Origin of the sequence: Pseudonocardia sp. MH-G8, from assembly GCF_002262885.1 — a bacterium.
In the GTDB taxonomy this organism is placed as follows: domain Bacteria; phylum Actinomycetota; class Actinomycetes; order Mycobacteriales; family Pseudonocardiaceae; genus Pseudonocardia.
The window spans coordinates 832,695-852,688 of record NZ_NKYF01000001.1 but is presented as its reverse complement, the minus strand read 5'-3'; the positions used below and the strand labels follow the sequence as shown (position 1 = coordinate 852,688).

General features: G+C 74.2%; 18 protein-coding genes. 14 read left to right on the top strand and 4 right to left on the bottom strand.

The genetic code is table 11. From position 1 onward, the window contains the following. Positions 1-52 precede the first annotated feature (52 nt). From CFP66_RS04010 to CFP66_RS03990, 5 genes are all read left to right on the top strand, one after another. Positions 53-907 carry an exodeoxyribonuclease III gene (locus CFP66_RS04010; protein WP_094921499.1) on the top strand — a complete coding sequence of 285 codons (855 nt, stop codon included), beginning with the start codon at positions 53-55 and terminating at the stop codon, positions 905-907. Between the two features lie 49 nt (positions 908-956). After that, entirely contained in the window at positions 957-1,679 is a 723-nt protein-coding gene (locus tag CFP66_RS04005; RefSeq protein WP_094920411.1) for a hypothetical protein, read from the top strand. Between the two features lie 22 nt (positions 1,680-1,701). Beyond that, positions 1,702-3,063 carry an aldehyde dehydrogenase gene (locus tag CFP66_RS04000; RefSeq protein WP_233159119.1) on the top strand — a complete coding sequence of 454 codons (1,362 nt, stop codon included), beginning with the start codon at positions 1,702-1,704 and terminating at the stop codon, positions 3,061-3,063. Positions 3,064-3,161: 98 nt separating this feature from the next. Beyond that, on the top strand, positions 3,162-3,899 hold the full coding sequence (locus CFP66_RS03995; RefSeq protein ID WP_158228019.1) for a DUF4142 domain-containing protein: 738 nt from the start codon (positions 3,162-3,164) through the stop codon (positions 3,897-3,899). Further along, positions 3,878-4,609, top strand: a complete 732-nt coding sequence (locus CFP66_RS03990) for a class F sortase (RefSeq protein ID WP_143517101.1) — start codon at positions 3,878-3,880, stop codon at positions 4,607-4,609. The genes CFP66_RS03995 and CFP66_RS03990 overlap by 22 nt, the downstream gene beginning before the upstream one ends. 14 nt (positions 4,610-4,623) lie before the next feature. On the opposite strand, the gene CFP66_RS03985 is transcribed toward CFP66_RS03990, so the two are convergent. Further along, positions 4,624-5,970 (bottom strand): MFS transporter, encoded by a 1,347-nt coding sequence (locus CFP66_RS03985; RefSeq protein ID WP_233159118.1) that lies wholly within the window; start codon positions 5,968-5,970, stop codon positions 4,624-4,626. A gap of 62 nt (positions 5,971-6,032) precedes the next feature. Here CFP66_RS03985 and CFP66_RS48995 point away from each other — a divergent pair, with 62 nt between their 5' ends. The 5 genes from CFP66_RS48995 to nudC all read left to right on the top strand — a co-directional run bounded on the left by CFP66_RS48995 (position 6,033) and on the right by nudC (position 12,309). Beyond that, positions 6,033-6,197 (top strand): hypothetical protein, encoded by a 165-nt coding sequence (locus tag CFP66_RS48995; protein ID WP_233159117.1) that lies wholly within the window; start codon positions 6,033-6,035, stop codon positions 6,195-6,197. 1,126 nt (positions 6,198-7,323) lie between these two features. Continuing rightward, positions 7,324-8,586: an aldehyde dehydrogenase family protein gene (locus tag CFP66_RS03980; protein WP_094920403.1), complete on the top strand. Its 1,263-nt coding sequence runs from the start codon at positions 7,324-7,326 to the stop codon at positions 8,584-8,586. Between the two features lie 113 nt (positions 8,587-8,699). Then, on the top strand, positions 8,700-9,980 hold the full coding sequence (locus CFP66_RS03975; protein ID WP_094920402.1) for a pitrilysin family protein: 1,281 nt from the start codon (positions 8,700-8,702) through the stop codon (positions 9,978-9,980). Beyond that, on the top strand, positions 9,977-11,359 hold the full coding sequence (locus CFP66_RS03970) for a pitrilysin family protein (protein ID WP_094920400.1): 1,383 nt from the start codon (positions 9,977-9,979) through the stop codon (positions 11,357-11,359). The genes CFP66_RS03975 and CFP66_RS03970 overlap by 4 nt, the downstream gene beginning before the upstream one ends. Then, complete coding sequence (gene nudC, locus CFP66_RS03965; RefSeq protein ID WP_094920399.1) at positions 11,356-12,309, top strand: NAD(+) diphosphatase; 954 nt, start codon at positions 11,356-11,358, stop codon at positions 12,307-12,309. The genes CFP66_RS03970 and nudC overlap by 4 nt, the downstream gene beginning before the upstream one ends. 83 nt (positions 12,310-12,392) lie before the next feature. On the opposite strand, the gene CFP66_RS03960 is transcribed toward nudC, so the two are convergent. Then, positions 12,393-12,641 carry a mycoredoxin gene (locus CFP66_RS03960; protein WP_094920397.1) on the bottom strand — a complete coding sequence of 83 codons (249 nt, stop codon included), beginning with the start codon at positions 12,639-12,641 and terminating at the stop codon, positions 12,393-12,395. Here CFP66_RS03960 and CFP66_RS03955 point away from each other — a divergent pair. The 3 genes from CFP66_RS03955 to CFP66_RS03945 all read left to right on the top strand — a co-directional run bounded on the left by CFP66_RS03955 (position 12,640) and on the right by CFP66_RS03945 (position 15,827). Next, entirely contained in the window at positions 12,640-14,745 is a 2,106-nt protein-coding gene (locus tag CFP66_RS03955) for an ATP-dependent DNA helicase UvrD2 (RefSeq protein WP_094920395.1), read from the top strand. The two genes, CFP66_RS03960 and CFP66_RS03955, sit on opposite strands and share 2 nt — an antisense overlap. Before the next feature lie 392 nt (positions 14,746-15,137). After that, entirely contained in the window at positions 15,138-15,515 is a 378-nt protein-coding gene (locus tag CFP66_RS03950) for a WhiB family transcriptional regulator (RefSeq protein ID WP_369804950.1), read from the top strand. A gap of 72 nt (positions 15,516-15,587) precedes the next feature. Continuing rightward, positions 15,588-15,827 (top strand): hypothetical protein, encoded by a 240-nt coding sequence (locus CFP66_RS03945; RefSeq protein WP_094920392.1) that lies wholly within the window; start codon positions 15,588-15,590, stop codon positions 15,825-15,827. Positions 15,828-15,869: 42 nt separating this feature from the next. Here the strand turns inward: CFP66_RS03945 and CFP66_RS03940 are convergent, their stop codons facing one another. Further along, complete coding sequence (locus CFP66_RS03940; protein ID WP_094920391.1) at positions 15,870-17,753, bottom strand: bifunctional sugar phosphate isomerase/epimerase/4-hydroxyphenylpyruvate dioxygenase family protein; 1,884 nt, start codon at positions 17,751-17,753, stop codon at positions 15,870-15,872. A gap of 122 nt (positions 17,754-17,875) precedes the next feature. Here CFP66_RS03940 and CFP66_RS03935 point away from each other — a divergent pair, with 122 nt between their 5' ends. Further along, positions 17,876-18,529 (top strand): TetR/AcrR family transcriptional regulator, encoded by a 654-nt coding sequence (locus CFP66_RS03935; protein WP_198961229.1) that lies wholly within the window; start codon positions 17,876-17,878, stop codon positions 18,527-18,529. An 80-nt stretch (positions 18,530-18,609) separates the two neighbouring features. Here CFP66_RS03935 and CFP66_RS03930 read toward each other — a convergent pair whose 3' ends face one another. After that, entirely contained in the window at positions 18,610-19,950 is a 1,341-nt protein-coding gene (locus tag CFP66_RS03930) for an AarF/ABC1/UbiB kinase family protein (RefSeq protein WP_094920389.1), read from the bottom strand. Between the last annotated feature and the right edge of the window lie 44 nt (positions 19,951-19,994).

Genomic DNA, 19,994 nt, shown 5'->3' with positions numbered 1-19,994 from the left:
TAACCCCTTTGTTCGACCATCGTACAAACCCTGTCACGGTAGCGTGCGCGAGGTGCGCCTGGCTACGTGGAACGTGAACTCGGCCCTCTCCCGGCTGCCCCGGCTGCTGCCCTGGCTGGACGAGCGCGCACCCGACGTCGTCTGCCTGCAGGAGACGAAGCTGTCCGACGAGGCGTTCGACGAGGCGTTGGCGGCGCCGCTCGGCGAGCGCGGGTACGCGGTGGCCCACCACGGCGAGGGCCGCTGGAACGGTGTGGCGCTGCTGTCGCGCGTCGGCCTGGAGGACGTGGTGCGCGGGCTGCCCGGCGAGCCGCGCTACCCCACGCCGGAATCGGCCCCCGAGGCCCGCGCCGTCACCGCAACCTGCGGCGGGCTGCGCGTCACCTCGGTGTACGTGCCCAACGGCCGCACCCCGGACGACCCGCACTACCTCTACAAGCTCGAATGGCTCGCGGCCCTGCGGGCGTCGGTCACGGACCCGGCCACCGCCGTCGTCGCGGGCGATGTCAACATCGCGCCCACCGACGACGACCTGTGGGACCCGGCGCTGTTCGTCCACTCCACGCACGTCACGCCGGCCGAGCGCAAGGCGCTCGCCGAGCTCACCGGCCTCGGGCTGCACGACGTGGTGCGCGAGCGCTGGCCCACCGAGCGGGTTTTCAGCTACTGGGACTACCGCGCCGGTCGCTTCCACAAGGACCTCGGGATGCGCATCGACCTGGTGCTCGCCGGCGCCGAACCCGCGGGCCGGGTCGCCGCCGCCTGGGTCGATCGCAAGGCGCGCAAGGGCAGCGGGCCCAGCGACCACGCCCCGGTGGTCGTCGATCTCGACACTGCGCCCGACGGCGACATCGGCCCGGTCGTGCCCCCGCCGTCGACGCCCGCGAAGCTCCCGCACCGGTCCTGATCCGCCGCCACCTTTGGCCGGGCGGCGGCCCGCCTGGGACAGTGATCGCATGTCGGGGGTGTACGGGTATCCGCAGTTCGAGCCGCCCAGGCCGCAGGTGCCGCGGCTGATCGCCACCGCGCTGCTCGCCGTCGCCGCGGCACTGGCCCTGGGCGGGAGCTTCGCCGCGTTCCACGTCTACCACTACGAGTCGGATTACACGGAACCGACGACGAGCACGACCACCGGCTGGGGCATCACCGTGGAACCCGCACCGGAGGAGCCGCCCGCCTCGTCCGGTTCCCTGCACGGCATTCCGCTCACGGTGGCCGCGATGCTCGCGCTGGCCGCTGCGGTCGTGCTGTTCCTGAGCGCCCGCCGGGACCCGGGCACGGGCCGCTCGTTCGCGGTCGGCGTGGCCGGTCTGCTCGTCGGCGTCGTCGCGGTGATCTGGATGGACCTGCTCACGTCGCTGCGCGATGTGCGTGCGGCGGTGGCGCAGGACGGCCCCGACAGCAGCTTCCGCGCCTCGGCGGACGTCGGTGCGGGCGGGTACCTGATCCTGGTGGCCGGTCTGCTCGCGCTCGCGGCGGCGGTGCTGCTGCTGCTCGCGGTGCGCCGCCCAGGGCTCATCGCGCCCTTCGGTGGGCCGTTCCCGATGGCCGGGCCGGGTCCCCAGCCGCCGTGGCAGGGGGCTCCCTCGCCCTGGGCGCCGCCGGGATGGGATGCCCCGCCCCCGAACCCGGGCGCCCCGCCGCCGGGATGGGGCCCGCCCCCGCCGCATCACGGGTGATCCTCGCGGGTACTGCTCCCGCGTGACCGTGCTGGAGAACCGTGAGCTGACCGTCCTGGACCCGCGCACCGGAGAGGTCGCCGGTCGCGTCCCGGTGGCGTCGCCCGACCGCTGCGACGAGGCCGTGCGGGCCGCCCGCTCCGCCGCCGGTGGATGGGCTCGCACCCCGGCCGCCGAGCGGCGCGCAGCCCTGCACGCTGCGGCCGAGGCCGTCCGCGCCGCGGCGGACGAGCTGGCCGCACTGAACACCGGAGAGACCGGCAAGCCCGCCGACGACGCCCGCGGCGGCGTCGACGCCGGCGTCGGCACCCTCGTGCAGTACGCCGAGCTCGGGCCCCTGCACCGCGGCCGGAGCCTGCACGGTGGCTGGGACGCCACCGACCTGATGATCCCCGAGCCCCGCGGCGTCGTCGCCGTGCTGACCCCCTGGAACGACCCGGTCGCCGTGGCTGCGGGGCTGATCGGCGCCGCGCTCGCCACCGGCAACACCGTCGTGCACAAGCCGAGCGAGCGTTGCCCGCGCACCGGGCGGCGGTTCGCCGAGCTCGTGGCCGCCCACCTGCCCGACGGCGTGCTCGAGATCGTCGACGGGGACGGTGCCGTCGGTGCGGAGCTCGCCGGCGCGCCCGTCGACGTCGTCGCGCACGTCGGCAGCACGGCGACCGGACGGCGGATCGCCGAGGCGTGCGCCCGGACCGGTGCCCGTGCCCTGCTGGAGAACGGCGGCAACGATCCCCTGATCGTCGACGACGGCGTCGACCCGGAGTGGGCCGCTGCCCAGGCCGCGCTGGGGGCCTTCGCCAACGCGGGGCAGATCTGCGTGTCCGTCGAGCGGATCTACGTGCACGCGTCGGTGACCGACCCGTTCCTCGCCGCGCTCACCCGGGAGGCGCAGCAGTGGGCGCAGCGGATCGGGCCGCTCGTCGACCGCGCGCACCGCACCCACGTGCACGGGCACGGGCAGGGCGCCCTGGACGGGGGCGCGCACGCCCTCACCGGCGGCGCGGTCCCGGACGGTCCCGGCGCCTTCTACCCGCCGACCGTCCTGACCGGGTGCGTGCCGGACATGGCGGTGCTGAGCGAGGAGACGTTCGGCCCGGTGGCGCCGGTGCGCGTCGTCCCGGACTTCGCCACCGCGCTGCGCGAGGCGAGCGCGGACCGCTACGGGCTGGGTGCCACCGTGCTCACCGCCGACCAGGCCCACGCACAGGCCGCGTGGCGGGAGCTGCCGGTCGGGACGGTGAAGGTCAACGCGGTGTTCGGCGGTGCTCCCGGCGGGGCGTCGCAGCCCCGACGCGCGAGCGGCTCCGGATTCGGGTTCGGCCCCGAGCTGCTCGACGAGATGACCGCCGTGAAGGTCGTGCACCTCACCGCGGCCCCGTAGGTGGGGCGATCTTCACACAATCGGGCGAACATCGCGCTTCTATGCTGCACCACGACTCGTTCAACGCAACGGTGCAGGTCGTCGACGAAGGAGGAGCCGTGCGGACGCGTCCCATCCGACAGGTTTTCGTGCACGCGGTGGCGGTGACCGCGGTACTCGGTGTCGTGTTCGGCGCGTCCGGGTGCGGCTCGCCAGAGGAGGCGCAGTTGCCGCCCGCCGCCCCGCCCGCGCCCGCCGCCTCGCAGGAAGCCGGTGGCCAGCAGGGCAGCGGCGACCAGCAGGGCAGCGGAGCGCTCGCTGCGGCCGGGCAGGGCGCTGCGGCGCTCGCGGCACTCGGCAGCCTGGGCCAGGACAAGGGCACGGGTCAGCCCGTGCAGGACCTCGGAGGCCAGCTCGCCACCGACGGGCAGGCGCTGCTCGACCAGATGCGCGAGAGCGCGGGCGGCACGCTCGAGGCCGAGCCGACGGCCGACCAGCAGGCGGTGCTCGCCGACCTGAGCGCCCGCAGCGGTGACCAGTTCGACCCGGCGTGGCTGCGCGCCGCGATGCAGATGCAGCAGGAGGTGCGGGACGCGGCGAACGCCGTGCTCGCCGACGACGGTGCGTCCGAGGAGGCGAAGGCCGCGGCGCGTGATGCGCTGGCCCGGCTCGACGCGCTCGACGCGCAGCTCCAGCAGGCCGCGGGCTCGGCCGGCGCCGGAACGCCGCAGGCCGTCGATGCGGGCAGCGGCGGGCAGGCCGCCGGTGCCGACGTCACCCCGGCGGCCGCAGGTCTGGTCGGGGTCGGCGCGGCCCTGCTCGCCGGTGCGCTGTGGTGGCGCCGCCGCGCGTCCTGACGGGCGACGCCGACCGGCGCGCCACCCCGAGTGGTCGCCGCGTCACACACGCACTGGTTGCTGCGGGCACGCTGTGCGTGCTGGCGGGGGTGAACCTCTTCGCCCCCGGACCGGCCCCGGTCGTCGCGGAGATCGCGGCACCGGGGCCCTCGGCTGCCGCGACCGGACCGGGTGCCCGGGGCACCGATGGCCTGCTCGCGCAGACGGAGGGCCCGCGTCTGCTCTCGCTCGCAGAACCGGCGCCGTCGCAGCCTCCGCCCCCCGCGGGCACCGTTCCGGTGGAGCTCAGCCTCCCGGCCCGGGACGTGCGGGCGCCGGTCGTCGCGGTCACGACGGGCCCGGCCGGCGCGCTCCTGGTTCCCGAGCCGCCCTCCACCGTGGGCTGGTGGTCGCCGAGCGCGCTCGCCGGCAGCACGGTCGGGAGCACCGTCGTCGCCGGCCACGTCGACTCCCGCGATGCCGGTCTGGGCGCGCTGGCCGTGCTGCGTCACGTCGGCGCGGGGGAGGAGATCGTCCTGCGCGGCGCCGACGGGCGCGACATCGCCTACCGGGTCACGGCGCGCCGCCAGTACGTGAAGGCCGAACTTCCGCCGGAGGTGTTCGACGCGGGTGGCCCCGCGCGCCTGGTGCTGATCACCTGCGGCGGTGCCTTCGACCGCAGCACCCGCCACTACGAGGACAACGTGGTCGTCTTCGCCGAGCCGATCTGACGCCGGCGGCCGGGTCAGGCCGCCGTGCGCCGTGCGGTCGCCACGCCGAGCACGGCCAGCGCCGTCAGCCCGGCCACGAGCACCGGCAGCGCCACGGCGGGCGGTCCGAGCAGGGCCAGCAGCGCGCCGCCGAGCCCGACCATGGTGGCCCCGCCGAGCTGGTCGGCGATCTGCGCGGCCGACGAGTGGAAGCCCACCTCGTTCTGCGCCGACTGCTGCAGCAGCAGGAAGCTCACCGACGAGAAGCCCAGCCCCATGCCTGCCCCGGCCACGGCCCAGAACAGCAGGGCGAGCCACGGCAGGCCCCACGCCGGAGCGACCAGCAGCATGCCCGCCGTGCCGACCGCGAGCGCGCCGAACCCGGCGCGCAGCAGCTGCGGTCGGGGCAGATCCGGGTGGCGCCCCTGCCACGCCGACGCGGCCGACCAGCTCAGCGCCCCGACGATCAGCGGGATCCCCGCCGCGGCCAGCGACCACCCGTGGGTGGCGCTGAGCATCAGCGGCACGTAGGAGTTGACCGTGAAGAACACGGAGGCGAGCAGGCCGCGCATCGCCACCACCGCCGGGATGCCCGACCGCAGCCGGAACACCCCGGGCGGTAGCAGCCGCGCCAACGCCGGCACCAGCACCGCGATCGCGGCCGCGGCCACCCCGGCGGCCAGCAGCGTCGCCTCCTGGGAGGCCCAGCTCAGCGCGGCCACCCCCACCGCCGCGGCGAGCGCTGCGGGCACGACGCCGGGTCGCTGAGCGGCCCCGCCGGCGGGGTCCGGGCGCGCCAGCGTGCGGACCGCGGGCACGACCAGCCCGACGGCCACCAGCACGAACGGGATCAGCCCGAGGAACACCCAATGCCATGAGGCGGCCTCGGTGAGCACCCCGGACACGGGCGGCCCGAGCAGGGCCGGCAGGACCCACGCCGACGAGAGCAGCGCGAAGACGGCGGGCCGCGCCCGTTCCGGGTAGACGAGCGCGACCAGCACGTAGACGGCGACGCCCTGCGCGCCCGCGCCGAGTCCCTGCAGCACCCGCCCCACGATCAGCTGGGTCATGGTCGTGGCCGTGCCGGCGACGAGCAGCCCGACCCCGAACAGCAGCGGTGCCGCCACCAGTGCCACCCGGGGCCCGGCGCGGTCGCACCAGCGCCCGCCGAGCACGGTGCCGAACACCGACGCCGCCATGAACGACACGAACGGCAGGGCGTAGAGCGAGACGCCGCCGAGGTCGGCGACGAGCGCGGGCATCGCCGTGCCGACCCCCATCGCCTCGAACGCGATGAGGCTGATCAGCAGGACGATCCCGAGCGTCGTGGCACGACGGTCCGGTCCGAACAGCTCAGCGCGGACGGTGGTGGGTGCGGTCACGAGGAGGATCGTGCTCCCTGCACGCGGGTTGAGGTCAACTCGGTTCCGAGAGGGATGTCCGCATGTCCCGGATCCGCACGACGCACACCGGCAGCCTGCCGCGACCGGCTCCGTTGCCGGCCGCCCGCACCAAGCGGGAGCGCGGGGGAGCGCCGCTCGACCCGGACGAGGTGCGTGCCGCCGTCGCCGACTGCGTCCGCCGGCAGGTGGCCTACTTGTCGGAGTGATCAGGGCCGGGTGATCGGTCCGAGTAGTGCGGGGGTGCTGTCGCGGCGACGTCAGGTGCTTCTCGCAGCGATCACCATCGGGCATCCGACGCCCGAGCCGGCCACACGCTCGATCTGTCGCTCTCGCACCATTTTCGCTGGTCACGGCCACCTCGGGTTCCGTACCGCGCCGGTTGCATGATCAATGAGACGTGAGCGGGGTCTGCTGGAGATCAAACCCCGCTGAGGTCTCGCTCGTGGCGGACGTGGCCGTCCAGGTTCCGCGTCCCGCGCCCGTTGCACGACCACGTAGACGTGAGCGGAGTTGGGGGAAGATCCAATCCCTCGCACGTCTACGTCGTCGTGGGATCTCCTGTGGGCGGGCCGTTCCCGGCTCGCGACCATTGCCTCACGCCCCGGTCCTGGTCTTCGGCGTAGTCGGCCGGGTTTCCCCTGTTCCCACCTGTCGGCGGGGTGGCCGGGTTGGCAGAACTGCCGAATATCGGGGTTGGGTGGGCGGCCGTTCCCGGCGCGGGCCCAGGCCTGTTGTGGACGAGCCCGTCGCTGCTGGGTGCTCGCGCGCCTTGCGGTGGTCCCGATCCACCGCCTCACGATGATCATCGGTGCCGGTTCGAGGCATGGCCCCCATGATCGGGCGGGGTTGGGACATGGGCTGCAGGGGGAGCTTGTTGCCGGATGGGTCGGGCCCGCAGCGCGGGCGCTGCGTCGATCACGGGCAGATGGTGGTTGGTCGATCTTCGACCACGACCGTCCGCCCGTGTTCGACGCTGCCGGTCGGGCGCGGTGCGCGGTGATCGATCTGATCAGCACCTGGGGGCGGGTGTTGCGATGGTGGTGTACGTGTCGGGGTGATCAGGGCCGGTTGATCGGTGCGAGGAGTGCGTGGGTGCTGTCGCGGCGACGTCAGGTACTTCTCGCAGCGATCAGGGCTGGGTGATCGGTGCGAGGAGTGCGTGGGTGTTGTTGCGGCGCCGTCTGGTGCTTCTCGCAGCGATCACCATCGCGCGGCCGCGGGCCCCGATTCGGCAACACGCTCACTCCATCCGCGAACGCGCCGACACGCCGATCATGAGCCGTTCGTCCAACCGGGGAGCGGGGCCTGCGGAACGCGTGGCAACCTCTTCCCGTGAGCACGAGCACCGCCGTCACCCCCGAGACCCCCGACGCCGCCGCCGTGCGGGAGGCCGCCCAGCGGGCCGCGGCCGCCGCGCCGGGGGTGCGGGCCGCGGGCGGGCCCGCCGTCGACGCCGCGCTGCGCACGGCCGCGGGGCTGCTGCGGGAGCGGGAGGGCGAGCTGCTCGCGGCCAACGGCGCCGACGTCGAGGCCGCCGAGCGGGCCGGCATGGCACAGGGCCTGCTCGACCGCCTGCGGCTCACGCCCGAGCGGCTCGCGGACATGGCCACGCAGCTCGAGGTGCTCGCCGACACGCCGGAGCCGCCGGCCCAGCGCGAGGTCAGGACGTTGCCGAGCGGGGAGCGCGTCTACGAGCGCCGGGTGCCGGTCGGCGTGATCGGCGCGGTGTTCGAGGCCCGTCCGAACGTCACGGTGGACGTCGCGTCGCAGGTGCTCAAGGCTCGCAGCGCCGCCGTGCTGCGCACCGGGTCGGCCGCGCTCGGCTCGGCGCGGGCGCTCGTCGAGTTCGTCATCGCCCCGGCGCTGGAGCGCCACGGGGTGCCGGCCGGCGCCGTGCAGCTCGTCCCGACCCCCGGCCACGCGGGCGCGGAGGCGCTGGTCGGGCTGCCCGACCTCGTGCCGCTGGTGGTGGTGCGCGGCAGCGGTGAGGTCACGCGCAAGCTGTCCGCGCTCGGGGCGACCGCCGGCACCCGGATCCTCGCCCACGCCGACGGCGGCGGCGTGCTCTACCTGGACGCGAGCGCCGACCCGGCCGACGTCACCCGGCTGGTCACCGAGAGCACCGACCGCCTCGGCGTCTGCAACCGGCTGAACCTGCTGCTGATCGACCGGCCCGCCTACGACCGGCTGTGGGCGGTGGCGCAGGAGGCCCTGCGCGCGCGGGAGATCACCCCGAGCCTGCCGCCGCACACCCACGCCCTCGGCCACGAGTGGGCCCTCGACGCCGGCGCCGAGGCGCACGTGACGGTCGCCCCGGTGGACGGGCCGCTGGACGCCGCCGCCACCGCCGCGCGCGAGACGTCGGGCCTCGCGGCCACGGTCTGCGCCACCGACCGCAGCGCCGCCGAGTCCTTCATCGACGCCTACCCGGGCACCGGCGTCTTCTGGAACACCACCACGCGCCTGCTCGACGGCTACAAGCTGCTCGGCCTGCCCGAGACCGGCATCAACGTCGACCACACCCCCGGCCCGCGGGGGCCCGTGACGTACGTGGACCTGAGCCTGCGCCAGTTCGTGGTCCTCCCGCCCGCCTGAGGCCTCGTTGCAGCAAAGCCACTTTCCTGCCACCAGGTTGCGTGGAAGTGGCTTTGCTGCAATCCCCCGGCGGCATCGGCGGGCCCGCGGCGCCACGGGATACATTCGGCGGCGTGCCTGCCCCAGAACTGCATCGGACGACGTTGCCCAACGGGTTGCGGGTCCTCATCGTCCCGGATCCCGCCACCCCCGTCGTCGGCGTCGCGGTGCACGTCGACGTCGGCTTCCGCTCCGAGCCCCAGGGCCGCACCGGGTTCGCGCACCTGTTCGAGCACCTGATGTTCCAGGGCAGCGAGAGCCTGGAGAAGCTGGCGCACTTCCGCCACGTGCAGGGCTCGGGTGGTGTCTTCAACGGCTCGACGCACCAGGACTACACCGACTACTTCCAGGTGCTGCCGGCCGCGGCGCTGGAGCGGGCGCTGTTCCTCGAGGCCGACCGGCTCCGCGCGCCGAAGCTCACGACCGAGAACCTGCGCAACCAGGTGGACGTGGTGAAGGAGGAGATCCGGCTCAACGTCCTCAACCGGCCCTACGGCGGGTTCCCCTGGATCCTGCTGCCGCCGGTCCTCTACGACACCTTCCCCAACGCCCACAACGGCTACGGCGACTTCACCGAGCTCGAGCAGGCATCCCTGGAGGATGCCGCGGCCTTCTTCGACACCTTCTACGCCCCGGCCAACGCGCAGGTCACGGTGGCCGGGTTTCTGGACGTCGACGAGACGCTGCGGCTGGTCGAGAAGCACTTCGGCGACATCCCGAGCCGTCCCGCGCCCGTGCGGCCCTCGTTCGGCGAGCCGCTGCCCAGCGGCGAGCGGCGCGAGTCGGTGCCCGACGCGCACGCCCCGTTGCCCGCGCTCGCCGTCGGCTACCGGATGCCCGACCCGGCCGCGGACCTCGATGCCTACCTCGGCCACGCCCTCCTCGGCTCGGTGCTCGGCGACGGTGAGGCCGCGCGCCTGCAGCGGCGCCTCGTGCACACCGACGGGCTGGTCACCGACATCTCCGCGAGCGCAGGGCTGATGGGCCCGCTGGACGCGCGCGACCCCGACACGTTCACGATCACCGCGGTGCACCCGGGCGCGGTCGACCCGGACCGCGTGCTCGCCGCCGTCGACGAGGAGCTGGACAAGCTCGCCGCGGAAGGGCCGAGCGCCGACGAGCTGTCGCGGCAGGTGGCGCGTTGGTCGGCGGGACTGCACCAGGAGAACGACCGCGTCATGTACCGCATGCTGGGCCTCGGCGCCCGCGAGCTGCTCTACGGCCGCGCCGAGATCAGCGTCGAACTGCCCGACCGGCTCGCCGCCGTCACCCCCGAGCAGGTGCGCGCGGCCGCGGCCGCGCTGCGCTCCGGCGGGCGCGGCGTGCTGCTGGTGGAGCCGAAGGAGGGCGAATGAGCACCACGACGACAGAAGCGACCCATCGCAGCGCGGAGGAGATCGGCCGCACGGCGGCGGGCCCGCGCCCGCTGCCGCCGCTCGGTGCCACCCGCGCCGTGCCGCTGCCCGACGTCGAGGAGCGCACCCTGGCCAACGGGCTGCGAGTGCTCGCCGCCCACCGGCCCGGTGTGCCGATGGTGGAGCTGCGGCTGCGCGTGCCCTTCGCCGGTGACGCACCGGAGCACCCGGCCGTCGCGGAGCTGCTGGCGTCCACGCTGCTCACCGGCACCGCGGTCCGCGACCGCATCGAGATCGACGACGAGCTCGCCGCGGTGGGCGCCGACCTCGGCGTGAGCGTCGACCCCGAGCGGCTGCAGATCGGCGGGTCGGGCCTGGCCGACGGCCTGCCCGACCTGCTCGCCGTGCTCGCCGACGTGCTCACCGCGGCCACGCACCCCGACGGGGAGGTGGCCCGGGAGCGGGACCGGCTCGTCGAGCGGATCAGCGTGGCGCGCGCGCAGCCGCGCACGGTGGCGCGCGAGGCGCTGCAGCGCAAGCGGTTCGGCGACCACCCGATCACCCGCGAGATGCCCACCGGCGAGGACGTGGCCGCCGTCAGCGCCGAGCAGGTGCGGGCGCTGCAGGCCGCCGCACTGGTGCCGGGCGGATCGATCCTCACGCTCGTCGGCGACATCGACGCGGCTGCGGCCATCGCGCAGGTCGAGAAGGCCGTCGCGGGCTGGACGGGCGCGGCTGCCGCTCGTGAGCTGTCCCCGCCGCCGCCGATCACGCCGGGCGACCTGCAGCTGGTGCACCGCCCCGGCTCGGTGCAGTCGCAGCTGCGGCTCTCGGCGCCCGCGCTGCGCCGCGACGACCCGCGCTACGCGGCGCTGCAGCTTGCCAACCTCGTGTTCGGCGGCTACTTCTCCTCGCGCTGGATGGAGAACGTCCGCGAGGACAAGGGCTACACCTACGGCGCCCATTCCGGCGTCGAGTTCGTGCCCGGCGGTGCCGTCCTGGGCGTCGAGACCGACGTGGCGAGCGACGTCACCGCCGCCGCCCTGCTCGAGACCCGCTACGAGCTCGGCCGGCTCACCGCGGTGCCGCCCACCGCCGCCGAGGTCGACGCGGCCCGCGCCTACGCCGTCGGCTCGCTGCTGATCTCGCTGGACAACCAGGGCGGGCTCGCGTCCACCCTGTCGGCGCTGGCCGCCGACGGGCTCGGGATCGAGTGGTTGCGCGCCCACCCCGCCCGCCTGGAGTCGGTCACGGTCGAACAGGTGGCCGAGGCGGCGCTGGAGTTCTTCGCGCCCACGGCGTTCACCGGCGTCGTGGTCGGCGACGCGGACGTCATCGGCGCCCGGGTGCGGGCACTGGGTGGGATCAGCGACTCGTGAGCTTCCCGCTGATCGCACCGCCGGTGCTGTCCCGCTCCGCGGTGCTGCGCGACGAGCCGCTGCGCCTCGACGTGGACCGGCAGCTGCGGGAGTGGCCCTCGGCGCGGCTCGTCGTCGTCGACGACAAGGGCCGCACCCCCGTCGACTGGGGTGCCGCCGGGCCGCCGGCCGGGCCGTGGGACACGGTCACCGAGGACGGCGCGCGGCTGCGCACCAGCCCGACCAGCGGCGACACACCTCCGGCCGACGCGGTGCTGCTCGGCGAGGCCGAGGGCGTCGCGTACTGGGGGGTGCGCCGCGAGGCCGGCGAGGACCAGGGGGAGTGGGCCGACCTGCGCACCGCAGGCGCCGCCCTCGACGCTCTGGGCGCCGGGCTGCTCACCGGTGCCGTGGCCGTGCTGAACTGGCACGACGCGGCGCGCTTCTGCGGGCGGGACGGCTCGCCGATGCGTCCCGGCAACGCGGGCTGGCACCGGGTCTGCGAGGCCCACGGCCACGAGGAGTACCCCCGCACGGACCCGGCGATCATCTGCCTCGTGCACGACGGCGCCGACCAGGTCCTCCTCGCCCGCCAGCCCAGCTGGCCCGAGGGCCGCTACTCGGTGCTCGCCGGGTTCGTGGAGGCGGGGGAGTCGCTGGAGGCCTGCGTGCTGCGCGAGATCCACGAGGAGGTCGGCGCGCGCGTCGGCGACGTCCGCTACCTCGGCAGCCAGGCCTGGCCGTTCCCGCGCTCGCTGATGGTCGGCTTCTCCGCGGTGGCCGACCCGCAGGTCCCGCTCGTCCCCGCGGACGGCGAGATCGCCGAGGCGATGTGGGTGACCCGCGCGGACCTGCGGCGGGCACTGGAAGCAGGCGACTGGGGAGCGAGCCCGGAGCAGGAACGCCCGCTGCTGCTCCCGGGGAGAGTGAGCATCGCGAGGTCGATGCTGGACAGCTGGGCCGCCCTCTGACGACCGCACACCGGTAGGGACGGCACACAGGGCCGGCGCAGACAGGGCCGGCGCTGTGTGCCGTCCCTACCCGGTGTGTGCCGTCACGCTGCCAGGGATGCCAGCTTCTCCGTCACCGCCGTCATGGGCGGGTTCGTCAGCGCCGTGCCGTCTTCGAAGCGGAGCGTGGGGACCGTCTGGTTGCCGCCGTTGACGTTCTCGACGTAGGCCGCGGCCTCGGGGTCACGCTCGATGTTCACCTCCGTGTACGCGATGCCGGCCTGGTCCATCTGCAGCTTGAGCCGGCGGCAGTAGCCGCACCACGTCGTGGAGTACATCGTCACCTGAGCCATGCACGATTCAACGACCGCCGCCGATCCTGTCTTCCCCTGGTGTCAGGATGGGGTGGTGAGTGCGCCCACCCTCGAATCCGGCCTGGACGACGAGCAGCTGGCCGCGGTCACCGCCCCGCGCGGGCCGGTGTGCGTGCTGGCCGGGGCGGGCACCGGGAAGACGCGCACGATCACCCGGCGCATCGCGCACCTGGCCGGCACCGGGCACGTCGCGCCGGGTCAGGTACTCGCGGTCACGTTCACCGCGCGCGCGGCCGGTGAGATGCGCACCCGGCTGCGGGGCCTGGGCATTCCGGGGGTGCAGGCGCGCACGTTCCACGCGGCGGCGCTGCGCCAGCTGCGCTACTTCTGGCCGCGGGTGGTCGGCGGGCCGCAGTGGCAGCTGCTGGAGGGCAAGCTGCGGATCGTCGGGCAGGCGGCGGTCCGCGCGAAGGCGGGCACCGACGCCGCGTCGCTGCGCGACCTCGCAGGCGAGATCGAGTGGGCGAAGGCGAGCCTGCTGACGCCCGACGGCTACCCGGCCGCGGTCGCGAAGCTGCGCCGCGACACCCCGGGCCCGGCCGAGCAGGTGGCGGCCGTCTACGCCGGGTACGAGGCGCTGAAGAACCGCGCCGAGATGCTCGACTTCGACGACCTCCTGCTGCACACGGCCGCGGCGCTCGAGGAGCACACGGGCGTGGCCGAGGAGTTCCGCGATCGCTACCGCTGCTTCGTCGTCGACGAGTACCAGGACGTCACGGCGTTGCAGCAGCGGGTGCTCGACGCGTGGCTCGGCGAGCGCGACGACCTCACCGTCGTCGGCGACGCCAACCAGACGATCTACACCTTCGCCGGTGCCAGCCCGCGCCACCTGCTCGAGTTCCCGCGCCGGTTCCCGGAGGCCGTCGTCGTGCGGCTGCAACGCGACTACCGCTCCACTCCGCAGGTCGTGTCCGCCGCGAACACCCTGATCGGCGCCGCGCACGGGCGCGTGGCCGGCAGCAGGCTGAAGCTGATCGGCCAGCTCCCGCCCGGACCGGAGCCCGATTTCACCGAGCACGACGACGAGCCGGCCGAAGCCGCCGCGGCCGCGAAGAAGATCGCGCGGATGATCGCCGACGGCACGCAGGCGAGTGAGATCGCGGTGCTGTTCCGGATCAACGCCCAGTCCGAGGTGTACGAGCAGGCGCTCACCGAGGTCGGCGTGCCCTACCAGGTCCGTGGTGGCGAGCGGTTCTTCCAGCGCCCCGAGGTGCGCCGCGCGATGATCGCGATCCGGTCAGCGGGCCCGGTCGACGCCCCGCTCGTCGACGCCGTGCGCGCGGTGCTCGCGCCGATCGGGCTCACGGCGGAGCCGCCGTCCGGCGCGCAGCAGCGGGCCCAGTGGGAGTCGCTGCTGGCGATCGTCGAACTGGCCGAGGAGCTCGTGGCGGTCGAGGCCGCCGCCGACCTGCGCCGGTTCGCCGCGGAGCTGGAGGCACGCGCCGATGCATCCCATCCGCCCACCGTCCAGGGCGTCACGCTCGCGTCGCTGCACGCGGCGAAGGGCCTCGAGTGGGACGTCGTGTTCCTGGTCGGGCTGGTCGACGGCACGCTGCCGATCCAGCACGCCGACGGCGACGACGAGGCGATCGAGGAGGAGCGCAGGCTGCTCTACGTCGGGCTCACCCGGGCGCGGCGGCGCCTCTCGCTGTCCTGGGCGCTGTCGCGCCAGCCGGGCGGGCCGCGCCGGCGCAGGCGCAGCCGTTTCCTCTACGGCCTGATCCCCGACGAGCACCCCGCTTCGCGGATAGCGAACGGCGGGCGGGGTGCGTCCAAGCCGCGCTGCCGCGTCTGCGGCTCGCCGCTGCTCGGTGCCGATGCGATGAAGCTGCGCCGCTGCACCGACTGCCCGTCCGATGTGGACGTCGAGCTGCTCGACCGGCTGCGCGGCTGGCGCGCCGACGAGGCCAGGCAACAGCAGGTACCGGCCTACGTCATCTTCACCGACGCCACCCTCACCACGATCGCCGAGCACCGCCCGGCCGACGTCGCGTCGCTCGTGCGCATCCCGGGCATCGGGGCCCGCAAGCTCGACCGGTACGGGGAGGCCGTGCTCGGCCTCGTCGCCGAGTCGGGTAGTTGATCGGAGAAGTTCTGATAAATCAGTTGTGCGGCCTGACCCGGGGTCTCTAACGTAGCTCCTCGACGGACCTCACCAGCCCGTTCCCAGTCACGACCTCACCCGCGAAGGGGGTGCCCCGATGACCCTGATGACGAACCCCGTCGCCACCGACCGCGGCGCCCGCCCGCGCGTGGAGTCCGTGGTCCCGACGTACGCGCGCGCGTGGAAGCAGCGCTCGTCCGTCGTCATCGCCGGGGGACTCGGGACTGATAACAGCACAGGTGTGTCCGCAGAGGAGCGTCGTCATCTCTAGACGCCTCACAGCTAGGCCAGAAGACCGAGGCCGCGGACCCCACCAGGGATCCGCGGCCTTTTTTGTTTGTCCTGCACGACCACTACCGCAGGAGGTTGAAGTGCTAGTCCGATCAGTTCCGTTGGACGGCGGAACGATCACATCCGAGGAGCTCGGAGGCGACCAGGCCACCGCGCTCGGGTCCCTGCTCGACGCGGCACCCCGCGCCGGGCTGGACCTGCCGTGCCGATCCGACGACGCGGACCTGTGGTTCGCCGAGGCTCCCGCAGAGCTGGAGCGGGCCAAGGCGCTCTGCACGGGCTGCCCGATCAAGGCGGAGTGCCTCGCCGGCGCGTTGAGCCGGGAGGAGCCGTGGGGAGTCTGGGGCGGCGAGATCTTCGAGCGCGGGACCGTGATCCCGCGCAAGAGGCCTCGCGGCCGCCCGAGCAAGGCCGACATGGCCCGTGACAGGGCCTACGCCGCGGCCATGTCCGCCTGATCCCGTCGATCAGATCCGCACCGCCCGACCCGTAGGTCCCGCGAGGACCCACCACTCAGGAGACCGATACCGATGACCGACTTCACGACACCGACCACCGCCGCCCTGACGCGACCCGCCGTGCACGGCCGGGAAGGAATCGAGATGTTGCTCCACGAAGCACTGGCGAGATCCCGACACCAAGAGGCGGTGACCGCAGCCCGGGAGTATGCGCTGGCCCGGCAGTTCACCGCCGGTCGCCGGTGGGCGTCGCTCGCCGGGTACGCCGAGCGGCGTGCCGAGCGGGCCCGCGCCGCAGCCCGGCCGACATAACCGTCCGTGAGTGGATACGAGTGCCCGGGCACTCGTATCCACTCACGGCCGTCGAGGTCGGGAACGCACCGATCGCAGCCGCCGGTGCGCCGCCATCCGGACGGGGGCGTCGGCGGTGCCGTAGCCGTCGTAGGCCCCCACCCGCTGCACGAGCTGGAAGAAGACGCGTCCACCGAGCACCTCGGTGCTGACGTGCAGGTACTCGCCGTGCTCGTCGCGGTCGCAGAGCACACCGAGCTCGCGCATCGCGGCGAGCCGGGCGGGGTCCGGGGCCAGCCGGGCATCGAGGTCGTCGTAGTAGTTGTCCGGGATCGCGAGCAGGGGAGCGCCCGCGTCCCGCGCGGCCCGCGCCGTTGCCAGCACGTCGTCGGTCGCGAACGCCACGTACTGCGGCGCCGCGACCCCCGGTGCCCACTCCCCGCGCCGCAGCAGGGCCACCGACAGCGCGATCCGCACGCCGGCGTCGCGCACACCGCGGTGGCGCACCAACCCGAACGGGGGGGCGACCTCGGTGGCCGACTCCGGCCGCAGTCCGAGCACCGAGCGGTAGAACAGCACGGCCTCGTCGAAGTGGTCGAACGGCTGGGTCAGCCCGACGTGGTCGATACAGGTGATCGCGGGGCCCGTGTTCCCGTGGTCGGGCCCGGGCGCGCTGCCCGTCGGGGCGAAGTCGGTGCGCCAGCCGGACGTGGTGTCGGTGCGGCAGAAGAACACCTCGGTGCCGTCCGGGGCCGTGACGGCCGCGAGGTCGGCCTCGTCGGCGGCGTGCGGATGTCTCAGCACGGGCGCGCAGAGGGCCTCGGCCCGGCGCGCCGAGGCCACCGGGTCGGCCGACTCGATCCCGAGCGCGGTGATCGCCGCTGCGCCCGCGTGGTCCGCGGTGGTGTTGAGCAGCACCCGCGCGTCGCCGCACTCCCACAGGTCCACCGGCTTGCTCCGGTGGTGGCCGGTGCGGGTGAACCCGAGCGCGGCGAGCGCGGCCGCGACCTGCGGGCCACCCCCGTCGTCCACTCCGAGTTCGGTGAACGCGTGCCCGCCCAACCGCGGCGGCGGCGGTGCCCCCGGGCCGGCGCCCAGGGCCGGAACCCGCGCGGCGACGGCCTCGGCCAGTGCGAGCAGGGACCGGCGGGCGTCCACCGCGGTGCGGGTCGGGTCCGACTGGCGGAAGACGTCGTTGAACACCTCGAGCGACAGCGGTCCGCTGTAGCCGGCCGCGAGGACGGGGGCCAGGAAGGCGGGCAGGTCGAACGATCCCTGGCCGGGGAACAACCGGTGGTGACGGCTCCACTGCAGCACATCCATCGACAGGTGCGGCGCATCGGCGAGTTGCAGGAAGAACAGCTTCTCGCCGGGGATCGCCGCGATGCCGGCCGGGTCGGAGCCGCGGGAGAGGATGTGGAAGCTGTCGAGGCACAGCCCGAGAGCCGGGTGGTCGGCGCGGGCGACCACCTCCCACGACCGCTCGTAGGTGTTGACGAACGTGCCCCACGCGAGCGCCTCGTACGCCAGCCGCAGACCGCGCGCGCCCGCCCGCTCTGCGAGGGTGTGCAGCTGCTCGGCCAGCCGGTCGACGTCGGTGACGGCGTCGGGGGAGACCGACGAGCAGACCAGCACGGTGTCGACGCCCAGCGCCGTCATCACGTCGAACTTCCGCTCGGCGCGCCGCAGCGAGGCCGCGAACCGGTCCGGGTCGGTGGAGTCGGGGTCGCGGAAGGGCTGGTAGAGCTCGATCGCCAGGCCCAGGTCGGCACAGCGCACCCGGACCTCGCCGGGGGAGAGCGGCGAGGCCACGAGGTCGGGCTCGAACACCTCCACCCCGTCGAATCCGGCGGCCGCCGCGGCGGCGAGCTTGTCCTCCAGCGTCCCGGACAGGCAGACCGTGGCGATCGCGGTCCGCTCGGCGAGCCGGCGCTCGGACCCGTGCATCGAAGCTCCTCCGCCGCGGACGTGAACGTACTGGCTAGTTAGTTGTACCTCGCGGCCTCGCTCCGGGGAAGCCCGTCGCCCGCGTTCTACAGTCGGGGACCACCACCAACGAGGAGGCTCCCGTGGCCGCAGCCGTGCCCGAGGGTCCGCCGCCCGAGCGGCAGCGCGACGCCGAGCGCACGCGTGCGGAGATCCTCGACGTCGCCACCCGGGAGTTCTCCGACCAGGGATACGCGGGCGCCCGGGTGGACGAGATCGCCGCGAAAACCAGCACGACGAAGCGGATGATCTACTACTACTTCGGCAGCAAGGAGCGGCTCTACGTCGCGGTCCTGGAGCGCGCGTACACCGGCATCCGCGCGCTGGAGCAGGAGCTCGACGTCGACCACCTCGAGCCGCGCGAGGCCATCCGCAGCATCGCGGCGCTCACCTTCGACCACCACGAGGCCCACCCGGACTTCATCCGGCTGGTGAGCATCGAGAACATCCACCGCGCGGAGCACATCGCCACGTCCTCGATCCTGTCCGGCCTCGCCAACCCGGCCCTCGACGTGCTCGGCCGCATCCTGGACCGGGGCCGGACGGCCGGCCTGTTCCGCGACGACGTCGACGCGCTCGACGTGCACCTGGTCATCAGCTCGTTCTGCGTCTTCCGCACGGCCAACCGGCACACCTTCACAGCGATCTTCAAGCGCGACCCGTTGGATCCGCAGCGGCGCGAGCACTACCGGGAGCTGCTGGGCGACATGGTCGTGGCGTACCTGACCGCGAGCTGACTCCCGCCGCCCGCCGTGCCGATGCGCGAGCTCGGCGCCACGCCGCGCGCTGCCGGACCAACCGCCCCGCCTGAGCGCCGTCAGGCGTGGCGCCCCGCGGACTCGTCCTCGGCGTCGAACACCCACGGCTGCCAGTGCCGGACGATGCCGCGCAGCGGGACGTCCGCGTCGAGCTGGCAGAGCACCCCGAGCGTGCCCATCGTGACGCGGTGCACCAGCAGGTACTGCGGGGGCAGGTTGAGCTCGCGGCCCACCTGGAACTCCGGCCGCCGCAGGTCGCCCACCCGCTCGGCCTGGCGCTGCAGCCAGCGCCGGTTGAACCGGAACGTCTCGGTGCGCAGCGGCTCGGTGAACGGCGCGAGGTACTCGACCGCCTCCTCGGCGGCCAGCGGTGAGGCCGCCCGCAGGAAGCCGTGGCTGCGCAGCAGCTCCAGCAGGGCGGCCGGCTCGTCCTCCAGCGCGAGCCGCACCATCACCGACAGCGGCCGCGGGAGGCCGTCGGGGAGCCGGGCGACCGCGCCGAAGTCGAGGACCATGAGGCGCCCGTCATCGAGGATCTGGAAGTTGCCGGGGTGGGGATCGGCGTGCAGCAGCCCGACGCGCGCGGGCGCCGAGTAGTGGAACTCGGCGAGCAGCGCTGCCGTGCGGTCGCGGTCGTCCTGGGCGCCGCTGCGGATGACGTCGGAGAGCCTCTGCCCGGTGACCCACTCGGTGACCATCGCGCGTGGCGCGGACGCCACCACGCGTGGGACCTTGATCTTGTCGTCGCCGTCGTACGCCGCGGCGAAGGCCCGCTGGTGCGCGGCCTCGTCGCGGTAGTCGAGCTCCTCCTCCATGCGCTCGCGCAGCTCGGCGATCAGCGGCTTGATCTCCAGGCCGGGCACGAGCGGCTGGATGATGCGGCTCATCCGCGACAGCTGCCGCAGGTCCGAGCGCAGCGCTTCGTCCGCGCCGGGGTACTGCACCTTCACGGCGACGTCGCGGCCGTCACGCCAGGTGGCGCGGTGGACCTGCCCGATGCTGGCCGCCGCCGCGGGGGTCTCGTCGAACTCGCGGAAGCGCTCACGCCACCCGCGGCCGAACTGTTCGGCCAGCATGCGGTGCACCTCGGTGCCGGGCATCGGAGGTGCCGCGGACTGCAGCTTCACCAGCGACTCGCGGAACGGTGCCGCGTACTCGTCGGGGATGGCGGCCTCGAACACGGAGAGGGCCTGGCCGAACTTCATCGCGCCGCCCTTGAGCTCGCCGAGCACGGAGAACAGCTGCTCGGCGCTCTTGGCCATCATCTGGGCCGAGATCTCCTCGCCGTCACCGCCCGCGAGGCGCCTGCTCCACCCGGCAGCCGCACGGCCGGCCACGCCGAGCGGCAAGCTGGCGAGCTTCGCCGTGCGAGCCGCCGTCCGACGGGGGATGTCGGTCACGTCGTCACCTCGGCGGTGGCCACGGTGCTGCGGCTCGTGAGCTC